The sequence below is a fragment of the Nguyenibacter vanlangensis genome, from assembly GCF_038719015.1.
In the GTDB taxonomy this organism is placed as follows: domain Bacteria; phylum Pseudomonadota; class Alphaproteobacteria; order Acetobacterales; family Acetobacteraceae; genus Gluconacetobacter; species Gluconacetobacter vanlangensis.
Window position 1 is genome coordinate 3,861,162 of record NZ_CP152276.1, and the last position, 16,374, is coordinate 3,877,535.

At 68.6% G+C, this 16,374-nt stretch carries 18 protein-coding genes; 12 read left to right on the top strand and 6 right to left on the bottom strand.

Features of this window, described 5'->3' with window-relative positions:
* Window positions 1-38 precede the first annotated feature (38 nt).
* Entirely contained in the window at window positions 39-707 is a 669-nt protein-coding gene (locus AAC691_RS17960; protein ID WP_408906014.1) for a helix-turn-helix transcriptional regulator, read from the bottom strand.
* 182 nt (window positions 708-889) lie between these two features.
* Between AAC691_RS17960 and AAC691_RS17965 the strand changes: the two genes are divergently transcribed.
* A complete protein-coding gene (locus AAC691_RS17965) occupies window positions 890-2,344 on the top strand; it encodes an MFS transporter (RefSeq protein WP_342627934.1) in 1,455 nt (484 codons plus the stop codon).
* Window positions 2,345-2,405: 61 nt separating this feature from the next.
* On the opposite strand, the gene AAC691_RS17970 is transcribed toward AAC691_RS17965, so the two are convergent.
* Window positions 2,406-3,728 carry an ATP-binding protein gene (locus tag AAC691_RS17970; RefSeq protein WP_342627935.1) on the bottom strand — a complete coding sequence of 441 codons (1,323 nt, stop codon included), beginning with the start codon at window positions 3,726-3,728 and terminating at the stop codon, window positions 2,406-2,408.
* A gap of 26 nt (window positions 3,729-3,754) precedes the next feature.
* Window positions 3,755-4,450 (bottom strand): DUF4410 domain-containing protein, encoded by a 696-nt coding sequence (locus AAC691_RS17975; protein WP_342627936.1) that lies wholly within the window; start codon window positions 4,448-4,450, stop codon window positions 3,755-3,757.
* Between the two features lie 247 nt (window positions 4,451-4,697).
* Here AAC691_RS17975 and AAC691_RS17980 point away from each other — a divergent pair, with 247 nt between their 5' ends.
* From AAC691_RS17980 to AAC691_RS18010, 7 genes are all read left to right on the top strand, one after another.
* On the top strand, window positions 4,698-5,288 hold the full coding sequence (locus tag AAC691_RS17980) for a sigma-70 family RNA polymerase sigma factor (protein ID WP_342627937.1): 591 nt from the start codon (window positions 4,698-4,700) through the stop codon (window positions 5,286-5,288).
* A 6-nt stretch (window positions 5,289-5,294) separates the two neighbouring features.
* Window positions 5,295-5,798: a hypothetical protein gene (locus AAC691_RS17985; RefSeq protein WP_342627938.1), complete on the top strand. Its 504-nt coding sequence runs from the start codon at window positions 5,295-5,297 to the stop codon at window positions 5,796-5,798.
* A complete protein-coding gene (locus AAC691_RS17990) occupies window positions 5,795-6,298 on the top strand; it encodes a periplasmic heavy metal sensor (protein ID WP_342627939.1) in 504 nt (167 codons plus the stop codon). The genes AAC691_RS17985 and AAC691_RS17990 overlap by 4 nt, the downstream gene beginning before the upstream one ends.
* A gap of 189 nt (window positions 6,299-6,487) precedes the next feature.
* Entirely contained in the window at window positions 6,488-6,901 is a 414-nt protein-coding gene (locus tag AAC691_RS17995; RefSeq protein ID WP_323989870.1) for a glycine zipper family protein, read from the top strand.
* Between the two features lie 75 nt (window positions 6,902-6,976).
* On the top strand, window positions 6,977-7,333 hold the full coding sequence (locus AAC691_RS18000) for an EF-hand domain-containing protein (protein ID WP_342627940.1): 357 nt from the start codon (window positions 6,977-6,979) through the stop codon (window positions 7,331-7,333).
* A gap of 47 nt (window positions 7,334-7,380) precedes the next feature.
* The gene (locus tag AAC691_RS18005; RefSeq protein WP_342627941.1) at window positions 7,381-7,734 is read left to right on the top strand and encodes a hypothetical protein; all 354 of its coding nucleotides are present in this window, start codon (window positions 7,381-7,383) and stop codon (window positions 7,732-7,734) included.
* Between the two features lie 53 nt (window positions 7,735-7,787).
* The gene (locus AAC691_RS18010; RefSeq protein ID WP_342627942.1) at window positions 7,788-8,126 is read left to right on the top strand and encodes a hypothetical protein; all 339 of its coding nucleotides are present in this window, start codon (window positions 7,788-7,790) and stop codon (window positions 8,124-8,126) included.
* A gap of 261 nt (window positions 8,127-8,387) precedes the next feature.
* Here the strand turns inward: AAC691_RS18010 and AAC691_RS18015 are convergent, their stop codons facing one another.
* A complete protein-coding gene (locus tag AAC691_RS18015) occupies window positions 8,388-9,731 on the bottom strand; it encodes an IS1182 family transposase (RefSeq protein WP_342627943.1) in 1,344 nt (447 codons plus the stop codon).
* A gap of 437 nt (window positions 9,732-10,168) precedes the next feature.
* Window positions 10,169-11,059 (bottom strand): SDR family oxidoreductase, encoded by an 891-nt coding sequence (locus tag AAC691_RS18020; protein ID WP_342627944.1) that lies wholly within the window; start codon window positions 11,057-11,059, stop codon window positions 10,169-10,171.
* Window positions 11,060-11,152: 93 nt separating this feature from the next.
* Here AAC691_RS18020 and AAC691_RS18025 point away from each other — a divergent pair, with 93 nt between their 5' ends.
* Together AAC691_RS18025 and AAC691_RS18030 are read left to right on the top strand one after the other, a co-directional pair.
* Window positions 11,153-11,986, top strand: a complete 834-nt coding sequence (locus tag AAC691_RS18025) for a helix-turn-helix transcriptional regulator (RefSeq protein WP_342627945.1) — start codon at window positions 11,153-11,155, stop codon at window positions 11,984-11,986.
* 202 nt (window positions 11,987-12,188) lie between these two features.
* A complete protein-coding gene (locus tag AAC691_RS18030; protein ID WP_342627946.1) occupies window positions 12,189-13,511 on the top strand; it encodes an FAD/NAD(P)-binding protein in 1,323 nt (440 codons plus the stop codon).
* Between the two features lie 38 nt (window positions 13,512-13,549).
* Here AAC691_RS18030 and AAC691_RS18035 read toward each other — a convergent pair whose 3' ends face one another.
* Window positions 13,550-14,167, bottom strand: a complete 618-nt coding sequence (locus AAC691_RS18035; RefSeq protein ID WP_342627947.1) for a TetR/AcrR family transcriptional regulator — start codon at window positions 14,165-14,167, stop codon at window positions 13,550-13,552.
* Window positions 14,168-14,302: 135 nt separating this feature from the next.
* On the opposite strand from AAC691_RS18035, the gene AAC691_RS18040 reads away from it, so the two are divergent.
* Window positions 14,303-15,031 (top strand): glutathione S-transferase N-terminal domain-containing protein, encoded by a 729-nt coding sequence (locus tag AAC691_RS18040; RefSeq protein WP_342627948.1) that lies wholly within the window; start codon window positions 14,303-14,305, stop codon window positions 15,029-15,031.
* Between the two features lie 265 nt (window positions 15,032-15,296).
* Entirely contained in the window at window positions 15,297-16,337 is a 1,041-nt protein-coding gene (locus tag AAC691_RS18045; RefSeq protein WP_342627949.1) for a zinc-dependent alcohol dehydrogenase family protein, read from the top strand.
* Window positions 16,338-16,374 lie beyond the last annotated feature (37 nt).

The window sequence follows — 16,374 nt, forward strand, 5'->3', positions numbered from 1 at the left end:
GGCGGCCCTGCTTTTTGTCGATTTTTTTATGGTGTTTTTTATGTCGGGGCTCCGGCCGGGCGGATGCGGTAGGCGCAGCGCCGGGCGCCGGAGGGGATGTGGTCGCGCCGTTCGACGACGACCGTGGGGCCCAGCACGTCCTGGAAGATGTCGTGCTCTGCCCGGCAGAAGCCGGCGCAGGCGGTGGCGGCGGCGCAGATCGGGCAGTGATTTTCGATCAGCAGGAAATGCCCCCCGGCCTCGGCGTGCCATTCGGCCATGTAGCCCTCGCGCGAGCGGATGGCCGCCAGGGCGGCGATGCGCGCGGCGAGGCCGTGGATGCCGTCCAGTTCGCGGCGATAGGCGGCGCGGGTTTCGGCCTCCCGCGCCGCGATCAGGCGGTTCAGCAGGTCGGGCCCGCCCATGTCGTGCAGGAGGCGCAGCAGACCGGCCGTCAGTTCGGCATGGGTGTCGGGGAAATGCCGCCGGGCGGCGTCGGTCAGGTGCCAGGTCTGCGCGGGGCGCCCCACGCCGCGCGGTTCGGTGCGGGTTTCGACCAGCCCGTCCTGTTTCAGCCGTGCCAGATGCTGGCGCGCGTTCTCGCCGGTCGTGCCGATGGCCTGGCCGAGTTCGGCCGCCGTCAGCGGGCCGCGCATCTTCAGCAGCATCAGGAGCCGTTCGGTGGCGGGGCGGGCGGGTGCCGCGGCGTCCGGCGGGTGGCTTGACATGGCGATTGGGAGCCTAATAAACAAAGTATATGCTTTGAAAATAGCAGGGTCGGTCGCGGTTGCAAGCGGGGCGCGGCCGGGATGGCCGGCCGCAGGGGAGTTCGGGCGATGGACGCCGCCATGTTTTCTTGTCTGCCCCTTCGCCGCCATCCCCTTCGTTCCGGGTGGCGGGCGGCCGGGCGATGAGCGCCGCGCCTGCCCGCTGGGGCGCGCTGTTTTCCGGCGGCAATGCGCCGCGGACCCTGGTGCTGGCCGGCGGCGTGGCGCTGCATGCGGTCAATCTTTATATCGCCACGACCATCCTGCCTTCGGTGGTGCGGGATATCGGGGGCCTGGATTATTACGCCTGGAGCACGACCCTGTTCGTCGCGGCGTCGATCCTGGGGGCGTCGCTGTCGGGTGGGCTGCTGGGGCGGGCGGGCGTGCGGGGCGCGTACGGGTTCGCCGCCGCGCTGTTCGCGGCCGGATCGCTGGCGTGCGGCCTGGCGCCCGCGATGCCGGTGCTGCTGGCGGGGCGCTGCGCGCAGGGGTTGGGCGGCGGCATTCTGCTGGCGCTGTCCTATGCGATGATTCGCCTGGTCTTCGCCGAGGCGCTGTGGCCGCGGGCCATGGGGCTGGTTTCGGCGATGTGGGGGGCGGCGACCCTGGTCGGCCCGGCGGTCGGCGGCCTGTTCGCCGAATGGGGGGCGTGGCGGGCGGCGTTCTGGTCGCTGGTGCCGGTGACCGGGCTGTTCGTGGGGCTGGCGGCGTCCGTGCTGCCGCGCGATGCCCGCGTGCCGGCGCCGTCGCCGCTGGCCTGGCGGCGGGTCCTGCTGCTGACCACCATGGTGATGGCGGTGTCGGCGGGCAGCGTCGGCAGCCGGCCGGGCTGGAACCTGGCGGGGCTGGCGGGGTTCGGGCTGCTGGCCGCGTGGCTGGTGCGGCTGGAGGCGGGAGAGGGCGGCGGGCCGCGCCTGTTTCCCACGGGGGCGCTGCGGCCGGGGACGAAATTGAACGCGTTGTATGCGATGATGTCGCTGCTGGCGGTGACGGTGACCACCAGCGAGATCTTCGCCCCGCTGTTTCTGCAGAGATTGCAGGGACGATCGCCGCTGGTCGCGGGGTATCTGGCGGCGCTGATGTCGGGGGCCTGGTCGGTCGGATCGGTCGCCAGTGCCGGCATGCGCGGGCCGGCGACGTCCCGCGCGCTGATCGCCGCGCCGTTGCTGGGGCTGGCGGGGATGGCGGCGCTGGCGATTCTGGTGCCCGCGCCCTCGGCCGGAGGGCGGGACGTGCTGCTGCCGATCTGCCTGGCGCTGATGTCGGTGGGGTTCGGGGTCGGGCTGGCCTGGCCGCACCTGCTGACCCGCGCATTGCAGGCGGCGCCGGCCCATCAGCGCGACCTGGCGGCGTCATCGCTGACCAGCCTGCAACTGTTCGCCACCGCCCTGGCGGCGGCGCTGGCGGGGATGGTGGCCAACCTGGCCGGGTTGAGCGTGCCGGGCGGGGTGGCGGGCACGGCGGCGGCCGCGTTCTGGCTGTTCGCCGTCTTCGCGGCCGCGCCGGCGCTGGGCCTGGTGACGGCGGTGCGGATCGTCCGGCGCGGGCGGGCGCGGGACGTCGCGACGGGGAGGGAGACGGCGGTGCCGGAGGGGTAAAAGGGGCATGGCGATGGGGGGCGGGAGGCCGCGCTCTCTGCGCTTTCGCCTCGATGCGGTGTCATCGCCATGACGTCGCCGAGGGTCCTTTTATCGGCAGATGGATGATGACCCGCAATCCGCTGGGCTGGGCGTCGCGCAGATCCAGCGTACCGCCATGCCGGCGCACGATATCGGCGACGATCGAGAGGCCGAGGCCGAAATGGGCGTCATGCCCGGCATCGGAATCGGCATGGGCATGTAGCCGGGAAAACGGCAGGAGCGCCGCGTCACGCCGGCAGGCGGGGATGCCCGGTCCGTCATCCGCGACTTCGAGACGAGCCCAGTCGCCGCCGCCGCGGACATCGACCGTCACGGCGGTGCCATGACGGCATCCATTGTCGATCAAATTGCCGATGACGCGCGTGATGCCGAGCGGCTGGCAGGAGCAGAGCGGTCCCGATGCCCCCTGATAGCGCACGTCGCGACCGACCTCGGCGAAGGATCGGCAGACATCCGCGGCCATCGTGCCGAGATCGATGTCCTGCCATGCCTCGTTCTCGTCATATCCCTTGAACAGCGCCATCGCGTTATCGAGCATGCGCGCCATGAGGTCGATATCGCGGGTCATGCCGGCCCTGCCGGACTCGTCGTCCGCCAGTTCGATGCGCATGGCCATACGGGTCAGCGGCGTACGCAGATCGTGGCCGACCGCCATGAGCAGGCGTCGTCTTTCCTCCGCCGATCGCGTCAGGCGCGACTGCATCAGATTGAAGGCCCGGATGGCCAGGCGGATCTCCGACGGTCCGCTTTCTTCCAGCGGATCGGAATCGTCCCGGGCGCCGAAGCGTTCGGCGGCTTCGGCCAGCCGTCCCAGGGGGCGCCCGACAGACCAGGCCGACCAGGACACGAGCACGCCGATACCGAGCGTGATCGTTCCCAGCCAAAGCGCCAGGGGCAGGGTCGCGAGAACGATCCCGGTGCGGCTGACATGGGCGTAGTTGCGGACAATGAACGTGACCCGCTGGTCTTCGAACACCACATGCGAGGCCCCATGCCGCCACCCGTCGGCGGCGCAGTTCGTGACCAGCGGCACCCGCCGGTCATGCGCGATCACCGTGTAGAGCGCGCGCCGGAGTGCCCGCGTCGCCAGCGCGTCGGAAAGGACCGGACAGGGCACGGAAGCGCCGCTGACGATACCGAGTCCGGGCGTCGCGAGCGAGCCGGCCACCGCGCCGCGCGCGGCCTGGGGCGTCGCCTCGATGGCGCGGATCGCGCTGGAGATGGCAAGCGCATCCGGCCACGGTCCAAGCGGAACGCCGGAATCCTTCACATGGAAGGAGACAAAGATGCCCGCCGCCAGCACCAGCGTCGCCACGCCGCTCGATCCGAGGATGAGCGCCATCTGGCTCCGCAGGGAACGCGGCAGCCTCACGCGGGCAGGCTCCAGCCCTCGGCCACGTAGCTGGCCCGGACTTCCCGGGTGATGGCCTTGGCGGCGTCCGCCATGTCGGCGTCGAGGCCATGGCGCCGTCCGAGCAGCAGGTCCAGCGTTCCGCCGATCGCCATGTGGATCGGCATCGCCGTGCCGAGGGTCACGGCCGCCGGGACGATCAGGCCGGGCTTGCGGCCGCTGTCGGCCTGCACGTCGAAGGCGATTGCCGGCCGCCGGTCGACACGGCGGGGATCGTCGAGGCGGATATGCGCCAGGAGTTCCGAGCGCCCCGCGCCGAACCCGATGACGGTCCGTTCCATCGCGTCGCCTGGATCGGCGCGCATGAGGACGACGCGCAGGACGGGCATGTCCGGCGCCGAGTCTCCAGCCATCAGGAGTGCCGCCGGAGCACCCGCTCTGCGCAGTTCGGTGACCAGGTCGGCCGCCAGGGTTGCTGTGGCCAGGGTTGCTGTGGCGAGGGTCGGCGTAGCTTGGCCGCCGGTCCCCGGTCCCGAGACCGTGACGAACAGAACCGGCGGCGGCGGCAGGGCGGCGAACGGCACGACCGCGCCGGGCTGGACATGCTGCACATGGGCGCTGCCGCAGGCGCAGAGCGGAAGCGCGACCAGAAGGGGCGCGATCCCCATACGGGACGATCGGCCGGGCCGGCGCGGGGCTGAGAGATGGTTCATGTCCCTGTTACGATCCGATGCGGCCAGCCCCCCGTCCCGCCGTGCTTCCGTCGTATTTTCCTTTTCTTTCCGCGTGGGCCCGAGCGAGTTCGATGAGGTCCGAGGGGGATCGAGCCCCGCGCCGCGTATCATGGCCGAACGGATGATATGGCGGGGACACATGACGGGATGGCGCGCCCTCCGTGCGATCGATGGCCGGTCTCCGGAATTCTCGACATGGCGCGGACAACAGGCAAGGAAGCAGGGGATGCCGGGCGAGAGCCGGAGATATGCGACGGCGTCGGACGATGAACTGCTTCGATGGTCGGGGGACGGCGACCGCCATGCCTTCGACCTGATCGTCGCCCGTCATGGCGCCTATGCGCTGCGGACGGCGATTCGCTTCACGGGTCATGCGGAAACGGCGGAAGACCTTGTCCAGGACGCATTCGTCCGCGCCTGGACCCATGTGCGGCACTTCGATGGCGCGCGTGCGCAGTTCACGACCTGGCTGTACCGTGTCATCGTCAACCTGAGTATCGATCTGCGCCGCCGCAGACGCATGGACCCGCTGCCCGATGATTTCGACATGATCGACGACAGCCCCGCCGCCGACAGCCAGCTCGCGGCCCGACAGGAGCGGCGCGCCCTTGTCGAGGCGCTGCGCGCGCTTCCCGTCCGCCAGCGCGCCGCCATGTCCCTGGTCTATGACGAGGGTCTGTCGGGCGCGGAAGCCGCGCGGCGTCTCGGCCTTTCCGCCAAGGCGGTGGAGCGGCTGCTGGCGCGCGGGCGGGCGCTGTTGCGCACGCGGCTGGCGCCGTGCGGTACCGCGGACGGAAACGCCCTGAACAAAGGATGAGCGACCATGATGAATCCTGAACGTTTCAGTGTGCTGGCGGAAACCTACGGCGCCGTGCTGGCGCGCTGGCCCGAATCCGAACGGCAGGATGCGCAGGCCCTGCTGAAAATGTCCGCGACGGCGCGCGGGATCCTGGCGGCGCAACGGGACGTGGATGACCTTATCGCGCGTGCTTTCGAGGAAGAGGCGAGCCTGTTTGCCCAGCGGGCGGCTCATGAGGATCCCGAGGCTGCCGTGACGCGGCTGCGGGCCGGCGTGGCGGGGCGGATTGCCGCGGAAGCGACGCCGAAACGCGGGCCGGGCGCGCGGTTCGGGTGGCGCTTGCCCGGCCTGGTTCCGGGGCGTGTCGCGGCGGAGAACGGTGTCCTGGCCGTCCGCTGGACGGCCATGATGTTCGGCGGCGGCGTGGTGGTGGCCGGCGGATTGTGGCTGGGCTGGATACAGGCCGGCGGCGCCCCTGTCGGCCTGTTCAACGCCCTGCTGGTCGCCCCGCTGGGAGGCGGCGTATGACGAACATGCCGCATGACGGGCGGCGCGTCCGCCGATGGGTCCTGGCCGGGTCCGTGTTGCTGAACCTGTTCCTCGCGGCGGTCGTCGGCGGGCAATATCTGCGCCATCGCACCGAGGGCGCGCATCAGGCGACGGCGCTGGCCACCTTCCTGCAGAACGCAACCGAGCATCTGTCGCCGGCGGATGCGGCGGCGTTCCGTTCGGTCCTGTGGCAGGACGCGCCACGCTATGTCCAAGCCCATGAAAACCTGGCGCGGGCGCGGGCGGATATCGACAATCAACTCCTCGCCCCCCATTTCGATGCGGCGGCGACGCGGGCGGCGATGGCGCGGTGGCAGGCCGCATGGAACGGGTTCGTCGGCGATTTCAGCGATGCGCTGGTCGAAGCCATATCGCACCTGTCACCCGAGGGGCGCCGTACGCTCGTCAACAGCGCGCCGCATCGGAAAACGGATTTTTTCCAGCTCCTGACTAGGGGGAAGTCCGCCGTCGGTCCGTAGCAGAAGGGCGGCCTGCAGCCAGGCCGCCCTTCTGCATTCACCAGACCGACGGATTTCTCCCTTATGTCGCATCGTCATTCGCGTGTCCGCTCCGGGACAAAATCGCCGCTGCCTGTCGCTTTGCTGGGATGCGGACTGCTTTTATCGGGTTGCGCGCCCTCCTTGCCGCCTGGGCCAAGTTTCACGATCATGCCCCGCCCTGGCGAGAGCTTCGCGATTTTCCAGCAGCACGATGCGCAGTGCCGGATCTATGCCCAGACGCAGACCGGCCTGTCGCCATCCCAAGGGGAGGCGTCCAGCGGGCTGCGCAGCGCGGCGCTCGGCACGGGGATCGGCGCGGCGTCCGGCGCGCTGCTGGGCAGCGCGTCGGGGAACGCGGGCCGTGGCGCCGCGATCGGCGCCGGCAGCGGGTTGCTGCTGGGTTCCGTGCTCGGCGCTGCGCGCGGGCGGCAGACCGCGCAGAGTTTCCAGCATCGTTATGACGGCGCTTATGCGCAATGCATGGTCGGCAATGGCGAGCAATTGCCGCCGCCGCCCGTGGCCTACATGCCGCCGCCTGCGATCGTCTATCCGCCGCCGGCGGTCCTCTACCCCGCGCCGTGAATAAAAAACGAGAACCGCCGTCGCATCGACGCGGCGGCTCCGTATCACGGATCGGATACAGCGTCGGAGGACCAGATGACGATGTTTCGGACTCTTTCGTACCTGGGCGGATTCGTCGCGATCTGTGGCGTGGTCATGTTGGCCATGAACGCGTTGGCCGGAGCCGCGCGGGCGCAGTCGCGGGACCCGCAGCAGGACAGGCGTCTCGCGAGCTTCCGGGCGGCGGACACCAATCGGGACGGACGGATTTCGCGAGACGAATTCGAGGCTTTCGCCCGCGCACGGATTGCCGCGTCGGGCGGGATGCGTGCGGCGATGTTCGGCCGGATGGATCCGGACCAGCAGAAAGCCCGCCTGGAGGAACGCTTTTTCCAAATGGATGACGATCACAAGGGTTATCTCACGCCCGCCGATTGGCAGCCGCAATCCTGAGCGGGCACGCCGTGCCGCGTGTCCACTTTCTTCTGGAGACAAACACGATGTTCGATCGTTTTCCGAAGTCCGGCCTCTCGGCCGCAGCCGTTGCAACTGTGCTGTCGGTCGCGTCGGCGCAGGCGGCGACGGCAACATATTGGGGGCCGCGCGGCGGCGTGACGGTGCATACGCGGGGCGCCGGACCATGCTGCTACCGCCCTCATTGGGGCGTGGGTGCCGTGGCGGCCGGTGTCGCCGCGGGCGCGGCCCTGGGTACGGCCGTGGGCGCGGCCGCGAGCCACCCGCCCTATGCTTATCCGCCCTATTACGCCTATCCCGCCTATGTCGTGCCGCGTCCCGTCATCTATCCCGCGCCGGTGGTGGTGCGTCCCCCGGTCTATGTCTATCCCGTGCCATGATTTCGGCCGAACGTCGCCCCTCATTGCCGGAGACGTGGGCGGCGCAGATACGCGTGACGGCGGCGGGCGGTGCCCTGATCGTGTTGTCCGGCTGCGCGGGGGCCCATGTCGATGGGCCGGCGACGGCGCGGGATGTCCGGCCGGTCGCCCCTGTCGCGGTGGACGTCACGTCGCGTGTGGTCCCGACATCGGCAAATGCGGGCGCGATGGACAGCACCATGAGCGCGCTTGTGGCCGGACTCGTCCAAAGCCTGCGGAAAGCCCATATCGCCGCGCATCCAGCTTCGGGCGATGAGGCGCCGCCACATGAAGCGGGCCGGGAACTCGCCCTTGTCGTCGACGTCTCCAGATTGCAGTCCCGGCAATGCCTGGACGCGGGAATCAATATTTGAGTGGCCTGCTGATCCGAGAAATTCTCATAAGAATTTCTCGGGCAGGACACTGGTCGGCTTCGGCGCCGGGAAGAGCTGTCTGCAAGCGCATGTCATGCTCGTCGATATGCGCGGGATGCGGCTGGACGCCCTGCTGGACTTCACGGTCAGGGCGGATAGCGGCGCGATGCCCGGTGTGGCCGTCAGTGCCTGGAATCCGATCGGCCTAGCAGGCTGTCGGGTTGGGTGCTGCGGTGGTGAGGCTGGAGGAGTTGACGGCGTTTACGCAGCCGTCAACCGCGCGATTCTTCGGCAATTATATGCGAGGGCGACGAGGGTCCATTCGGTTGCGGCGTTGGCGAGACCGCGGAGGTGGAAGCGGGTGAAGCCCATAGCGCTCTTGATGATGCCGAAGACCGGTTCGACGGTCTGCTTGCGTAAGGCGTAGAGGGCTTTTTCCGGGTCCTGTTGCAGTCTGGCCTTCATTTTCAGGCGCCATGGCTCGGTGATCCGGCGCGGTTCTTTGGGGGGTGGCTCTGGCCGGAAGTCATAGGGGCGCCGATCGACGGGACGCCCGATGGCGACCAGAGGGTCCACACCCCTGGCCTGCAACGCCTCGACGGCTTTGCGGCTGGCAAAGCCCGTATCGGCGAGGACGGTTCGTGGCAGGCCGATCCGCTCTTCCATACCCAGGATCGTATCGGCGAAGCTGGGCGCGTCTGCCGTGGTCGCGACAACCCTATGTTCCAGGATCAACTGGCTGCCCTCGGCACAGACCACGGCCTGGGCGTTATAGGCTTGCCGGTATTCATGCGCGTCGGAACGGCGCATCAGCTTGCTGTCCGGATCGGTCAGATTGATCTGCCGGTCAGGGGGCGGTTCGTCGTCCGGCTCTTTCGGCGGGCGGCCGCATCGTCCCTGCTTCGCATCAAAGGCCGCCTTCTTGCGTTCGTATTCGGGCCGGGCGGCCTCGGCCCGCTCGCGGGCTTCCGCTTCCAGCCGCGCACAGGCTTCATCCAGCTTGGCCTTCAGGGTCTCCCGGCGGGCCAGTTCGTCCGGCAGGGCCTGGTTGTCCGTGTCGGTCGCATCCGCCGCCTCGGCCCGCTCCATCAGGCCGGCAATATCGGTGGCCAGCATCTCGCGCAGTTCTTTCGCGCGATCATAGCGAATGGAACGGTATTTCGAGGCGTTGGCATCGATCTTCGTGCCGTCGATCGACACCGTGCCAAGCCGCACCAGCCCCATCTCGCGTGCCAACTCCAGCACGTGCAGGAACGCCGCCTCGATCGCCGCGCGGTTGCCGCGCCGGAACGTCGCGATCGTGTCGTGGTCAGGATGCAGGTTCGCCGCGACAAAGCGCATGCCGATGTCGCGATGCGTCGCCCGTTCGATCCGACGCGATGAGAATACGCCGTTCGCATAGGCGTAAATCAGCAGCCCCAGCATCAGGCGCGGATGATACTGCGCCTTGCCGCCCGTCCGCCGAGGTACTGAGAACGCCCCCAGCGGCACCCGCTCCACCGCCGCCACAATAAAATGCGCCACATCGTCCGCCGGCAGCCACGATTTCAGATCCGGCGGCAGAAGATACGGCTGCGATCGGTCAAACGGGATGAACCTGCTCATCCTCAATGCTTACCCCAGATCACCGAAAGCAGGTACCCCCCAACCCGACAGCCTGCTAGGTTGTTATTTTATCGAGCATCTTCACCCGTTCAAACGAGTCCGTTTGAACGGGATCTGCTCTAGCCGTCCATGGCGGGGTCACGATCACGCGCGAAGCCACCGGCGACGGTCACGAAAACGCCGACCGGACCGTCAAGGCGATCGTCAAAAGAATGGTCGGATATTACCGGGACAATGGGTGGCTTTCCGCTCCGGCAGGCAGCGGCTGAATAGCAGCGGCTGAATCATCGTGAATGATCGACAGGGCAAGGGCCCGTCTCGGGATGGCGGAATTCCGACCGTTCGCGCGGCATGCCGCCTCCGAAATTCATGAGACGAATTCTCGTCATGAATTTCGGAGATCGGTCGGTCGTGGAGAGGCGGTTTTACATGGCCGTTCAGTCCTGCGCGACCTGAAGCTGCTCGAGGTCGGCGATCAACCCGGGTCCGGTCGGTTCCCATTCCAGCCGCCTGCGCGTGCGGACGCTGGAGGCGCGCATGTCGAGCGCCGCGAACATGGCGAACCGTCCGAAAAACGCCTGGGCCTCGTCGGGCGCGATGGACCGGACCGGCAGGTCGAGGCGCCGGCCGATGGCGTGGACGATATCGCGCATCGTCACGCCTTCCTCGGCCACCGCGTGATATATCGCGCCGGATTCGGCCTTCTCGATCGCCAGCCTGTAAAGACGGGCCACATCGCCGACATGCGCCGCCGGCCAGTGACTCGCGCCGTCGCCGACATAGGCGCAGGCGCCTTTCTCGCGAAATATCGCGATGAGGGGCGTGATGAGGCCCTGCTTGGCCGTGTCATGAACCTGGGGAAGGCGCATGACCGAGGCGCGGACGCCCCGTGGGAGCAGCGCAAGCGCCGTCTGTTCGGAGACGCGCGGGAATGGGAAATCCGGCGGGATCTGGTCGTATTCGGTCGCAGCGCGACCCGGCTCGGCCAGTCCCGCCAATCCCCCCGTGACGATGAGGGGCCTGGCGGAGCCGGCGAGCGTGGCGCCCAGGGCCTCGATGGCGCGACGATCCGTTTCGCAACTCGCCGCGAAATTCGACCAGTCATGGACGAACGCCAGGTGGATGACGGCGTCCGAGGCTTCGGCCCCCGTGCGCAGGCTGTCGAGATCCGCGAGCGTGCCGCGCTGGATCTCGGCGCCGGCGGCGGCGAGGGCGTGGGCGCCTTCTTCGGAACGGGCCAGGCCGAGGACGTCATGCCCGGCGGCGATCAGCTCCCTGACCGTGGGAAGGCCGATGAATCCGGTGGCACCGGTAACGAATACACGCATGGGCAATGTCTCCCCGTTTCAGGCAGGACAAATCTCGTCCCGTGTCCTATGCTGGTAAAGTAGTGACGTTATCATATTATAAAGAGTACCAGGATGAGCTTGCATCCGGCCGGCGAGAAGCGCCTCGGCACGTATTTGAGGGACCGTCGGGCGAAGCTCGACCCGGCCGCCTTCGGCTTTCAGCCGGACCGCCGGCGCACCCCCGGCCTGCGCCGCGAGGAAGTCGCCCAGCGGGCCAATATCAGCCCGACCTGGTACACATGGCTCGAACAGGGGAGAGGCGGCACGCCGTCGGCGGACGTGCTGGACCGGATCGCCCGGGCGCTGATGCTGACCGATGTCGAGCGCGAGCATCTGTTCCTGCTCGGGCTGGGGCGGCCGCCGGAGGCGCGCTATCGCAAGAGCGACGGTGTTACGCCGCGCCTCCAGCGGGTGCTCGATGCGCTGGAGTCGAGCCCCGCAATCATCCGTACCGCGACATGGGACGTGGTGGCCTGGAACAAGGCGGCGACCGTCATGCTGGGGGATTACGGCGCGCTGCCGCCGGCGCGGCGCAATATCCTGCGCACCCTCTTCCTCGATCCGGGCGCCCGCGCGATGCAGCACGATTGGGAAAGCGTGGCGCGCTTCGTGATCGGGGCATTCCGGGTCGATGCGGCGCGCGGAGGGGCGGCGGAGGAGATCGCGCCTCTGGTGGATGAACTCTGCCGGCTCAGTCCCGAATTTCGGGCGATGTGGCGCGACAACGGCGTCAGCGCCGCGCCCGGCGAGATCGTCAAGCATATCCGCCATCCGCTTCTTGGGCCGTTCGCCTTCGAATATTCGGTTTTTTCGGTCGATGGGCGCCCGGACCTCACATTGGTCGTCTATAACCCGGCGACGCCGGAAGATGCCGAAAAGATCAGGTTGCTGATGAAACGCGGCTGATGATGCCGGGATCGTTCCGCGCTTTCGTTCGTGGTGCGCCGCCGGGTGCGTCGTCGCAATCATTCGTTACCCTGTCTGCTCTTCCTGTGCGGCCGGTCGATCTGCGAGGAAGGGAGAAACCGATGGAGGAGCGTTTCATGACGTCTGACGGCCTGTGTCCGGCGCGGCCCCGCCTGCGCGGCCGGGGTTGACGCGGCGCGCCATGTCCAGGACGATCGTCATCGTCGGGGGTGGGGCGAGCGGCGCCCTGCTGGCGGTCCTTCTGGCGCGCCAGGCCGATCGCCCTGGCGTGGTGGTGGTCGAGCCGCGCGCGGAAATCGGACCCGGCCTTGCCTATTCGACGCGCAGCCCGGGGCATCTGCTGAATGTCCGCGCGGCGAACATGAGCGCGTTTCCCGACCGGCCGGACCATTTTCTGGACTGGCTGCGGCGGGACCATGATCCCGAGGCCGATGGCGGCCTGTTCGCGCCGCGCATGGCATATGGGCGGTATCTGCGTTCGCTGGCGCAGGCGGCCGGCATCGTGCATTGCAGGACGATGGCGACGGCGGTGACGGTGGAGGGCGATGCCGCCCGCCTGGTCCTGGCCGATGGAACGGTGCTGGGCGCGGACCATGTGGTGCTGGCATTGGGGCATTTTCCGCCGGTCGACCTGCCGCATGTCAGCGACGATGCCGTTGCGCGGCGGATCTATTATCGGGATCCGTGGGCGGACCATGCCCCTATGCCCGATCGGGACGCGCCGGTCGTCCTGATCGGCACCGGCCTGACGGCGGTGGACATGCTGCTGCGATTGCGCGAGGAGGGGCATCGGGGGCCGGTGACCATGATCTCTCGCCATGGGTTGCCGAGCCTTGGCCATATCCCTTGCGCGCCATGCGCGCAGGCGGCCATCCCGCCGGGGACCGCGCCGGCGGCTCGCGCCTATCTTCGGGCGTTGCATGCGGCATTGAGGGACGGCGTGGCCTGGCCCGCGGCGATCGACAGCCTGCGCGGCACCAGCAACCTGTTATGGGCCCGGCTGCCGCTCTCGGAGAAAATCCGCTTTCGGCGGCATCTCTTTCATCGTTGGAGCGTGGCGCGCCACCGTATGGCGCCGTCGGTCGCGGCACGGGTGGCGCATGACATGCAGCGTGGCACGCTTGCGATCCGCAGGGGACATGTCCATGCCCTGGCGGCCGGCGGGGATGGCGGCGTCCTGACGCTGCGGACCGCGCGGGGGACGGAGATCCTCGCGGCCTCGCGCGTCATCAATTGCTCGGGGCCGGCGACCGATTACCGGCATGTCGGGTCCGCCCTTCTGCGCGGGTTGCTGCGTACCGGACAGGCGGTTCCCGGCGAGATGGGCGTGACGCTGGCGACCGGGGCGGGCGGGGCCGTACGGGATGCGGCGGGGCATTGCTCGCCGGTCCTGTCCGCGATGGGGCCGATGCGGGCCGGCACCCTGTTCGAAACGACGGCGATTCCCGAAATCCGGCAGCAGGCCGCCGAACTGGCGGCCCGGCTGGGCCGGGCATCATCGTGATCGCCGGCCACGGCGTGGGCGCTCTTGTTCCGGTGCCGCTATTCCGATGCCGCGCCGGCATGGCCCGCTGCGGTCCCGTCGAGCAGGGCGATGACGGGGGCGGCCATGGCGTCCAGCACGGCGCGTTCGGGGCGGAGGCGGGCCATGACGCGGATGCCCAGCACGAGCGCCAGCAGATGGCGGGCCAGGATGTCCGGGGCCAGCGGGGGGGCGATCGTGCCGTCGGCCTGGCCGGCCGCCACGCGATCGCGGAAGAAGGATTCGATCCAGTCCAGCCGGTCGGTCACCGCCTGGCGGCATTCGGGGTCATGGGGCGCGATCTCGAGCGCCGTGTTGACCACCAGGCAGCCCCGGCGGCGGGGATCGGCCAGCGATTCCGCGATGATCGCCTGGAAGAGTCCCATTATGGCCCGGCGCGGCGGCTGGCCGTCCGCCTGGGCGATGTAGCGGCGGACGGTGCCGTGTTCGGAATAATGCTGGAGCGCGCGGCGAAACAAGGCGCGCTTGTCGCCGAAGGCGTTGTAGAGGCTGGCGCCGGTGATCCCCATGCTGTCGGCCAGGTCGCGCACCGACGTTGCCTCATACCCCCGGGTCCAGAAGCAGTCGATCGCGGCCGCGAGCGCAGCGTCTTCGTCAAATTCCCTCGGCCTGGCCATGTGCGGCAATGCGCTCCGTTCCGGTTTTGTCTTTCTTGAATGGTTTTAGATCGATCGATACAAAAAAGGCAAGGTTCCGGCGGGACCGGTCTTCGCCGGGTGTTGGAGTGCCCTGGTGGACTGCAAGGAGATGCTATGATCCGGTTTTATTTCCATCCCACGCCCAATCCGGCCAAAATCGCCCTGTTCCTGGAAGAGACGGGCCTGGAATACGAACTGGTGCCCGTCGATACCCGCAAGGGGGAGCAGCACGATCCGGCCTTCCTGGCGATCAATCCCAACGGCAAGGTGCCGGCGATCGTCGATACGGACGGTCCCGGCGGAAAGCCGGCGCGGGTGTTCGATTCCAATGCCATCCTGCTCTATCTGGCGGAAAAGACCGGGCGGTTCCTGGGGGATGCCGAGGATCGGCCGGATTTGCTGTCCTGGCTGTTCTTCATCGCGACGGGGGTCGGGCCGTTTTCCGGCCAGGCGGTGCATTTCCAGCATCACGCGCCGGACAGGCTGGAGTACGCGGTCAATCGCTATCGCCGGGAGATCGCGCGGCATTACCGCGTGCTGGACCTGCATCTGGCCGGCCGCGACTATCTGGTGGGGGGCGGCTATACGATCGTGGACATGGCGGCCTGGGGCTGGATCCGCATGGCGTCGCGGGTGCTGGCGGTGCAGGACGATCCGCTGGGGCCCTTTCCCAATCTGCGGCGGTGGTTCCTGACCGTCGATGCCCGGCCGGCGGCGGCGCGGGCGCGGCAGGTGGGGCAGGGGCATGATTTCAAGACGGAAATCGACGAGGCGGCGCGGCGCGCGCTGTTTCCTTCGAATTATCCGGCGGATGATCCGGCAGATGATCCGGCGGGTGCGTGACGGAGGGGGCGGTGATCAGTCGCCGGCGGTGCGTCCCGCGGTGAGTGAGGCGGGCAAGGCGGTGCTGTTCGGGCAGAGGGCACCGGAATCGAAGGAGGCGGGGACCTGAAGGCCGCAACCCGAACGCCGGACGGGCTGCCGCGTTGTTGCGGCACGTCGCGCGCGGGTTTGCGCAGGATCAAGGCGGGGCGGGCCGGGCACGCGTAGAGGCGTGCATTGTCGAAGCGGCGGGAGCCGCGCGGCGATCAACTGGCGGAGCGATGTCATGAAGGCGTTCGTCTATAACGGTCCTGGCCGGATGGCGGTCGAGGAGCGGCCTGTCCCCGAGATCCGCGATCCGGGCGATGCGGTGGTGCGGATGACCAAGACCACGATCTGCGGCACCGACCTGCATATCCTCAAGGGCGATGTGCCGACCTGTCTGCCCGGTACGGTCCTGGGGCATGAAGGGATCGGGCTGGTGGAGAAAGTCGGCGCGGCGGTGACGGCGTTCAGGCCGGGCGACCGGGTGCTGATCTCGTGCATCTCGTCCTGCGGCAGATGCGCCTATTGCCGGCGGGGCATGTTCTCGCACTGCACGACGGGGGGCTGGGTGCTGGGGAACCGGATCGACGGCACGCAGGCCGAGTTCGTGCGCACGCCCCATGCCGATACCAGCCTCTATCCGCTGCCGGACGGGGTGGACGAGGAGGCGCTGGTGATGCTGAGCGACATCCTGCCGACCGGGTTCGAATGCGGGGTGCTGAACGGCAAGGTGGCGCCGGGGAGCACGGTCGCGATCGTCGGGGCCGGGCCGATCGGCATCGCCGCGCTGCTGACGGCGCAGCTTTATGCGCCCGCCCGGATCATCATGATCGACCTGGATGCGAACCGGCTGCAGACCGCGCTGCAATTCGGCGCGACGGACGTGGTCGATAGCGGCCGGGGCGACGCCGTCGCGACCGTGATGGCGCTGACCGAGGGGCTGGGGGTCGATACGGCGGTCGAGGCGGTCGGCATTCCCGCGACGTTCGAACTCTGCGAGGCGATCATCGGCGCCGGGGGGACCATCGCCAATGTCGGCGTGCACGGGACGAAGGTCGACCTGCACCTGGAACGCCTGTGGGATAGGAACATCACCATCACCACCCGGCTGGTCGATACGGTCACCACGCCCATGCTGCTGAAGAGCGTGGCGTCGCGGCGGATCGATCCGGCGCGGCTGGTGACGCATCGCTTCACCTTCGACAGGATCCTGGATGCCTATGCGGTGTTCGGCCATGCGGCGGAGGAAAAGGCGATGAAGGTGGTGATCTCGGCCGCCTGACGCGGGGTCCGGGGACGGTGTCGCTGGAGCTGGCTCG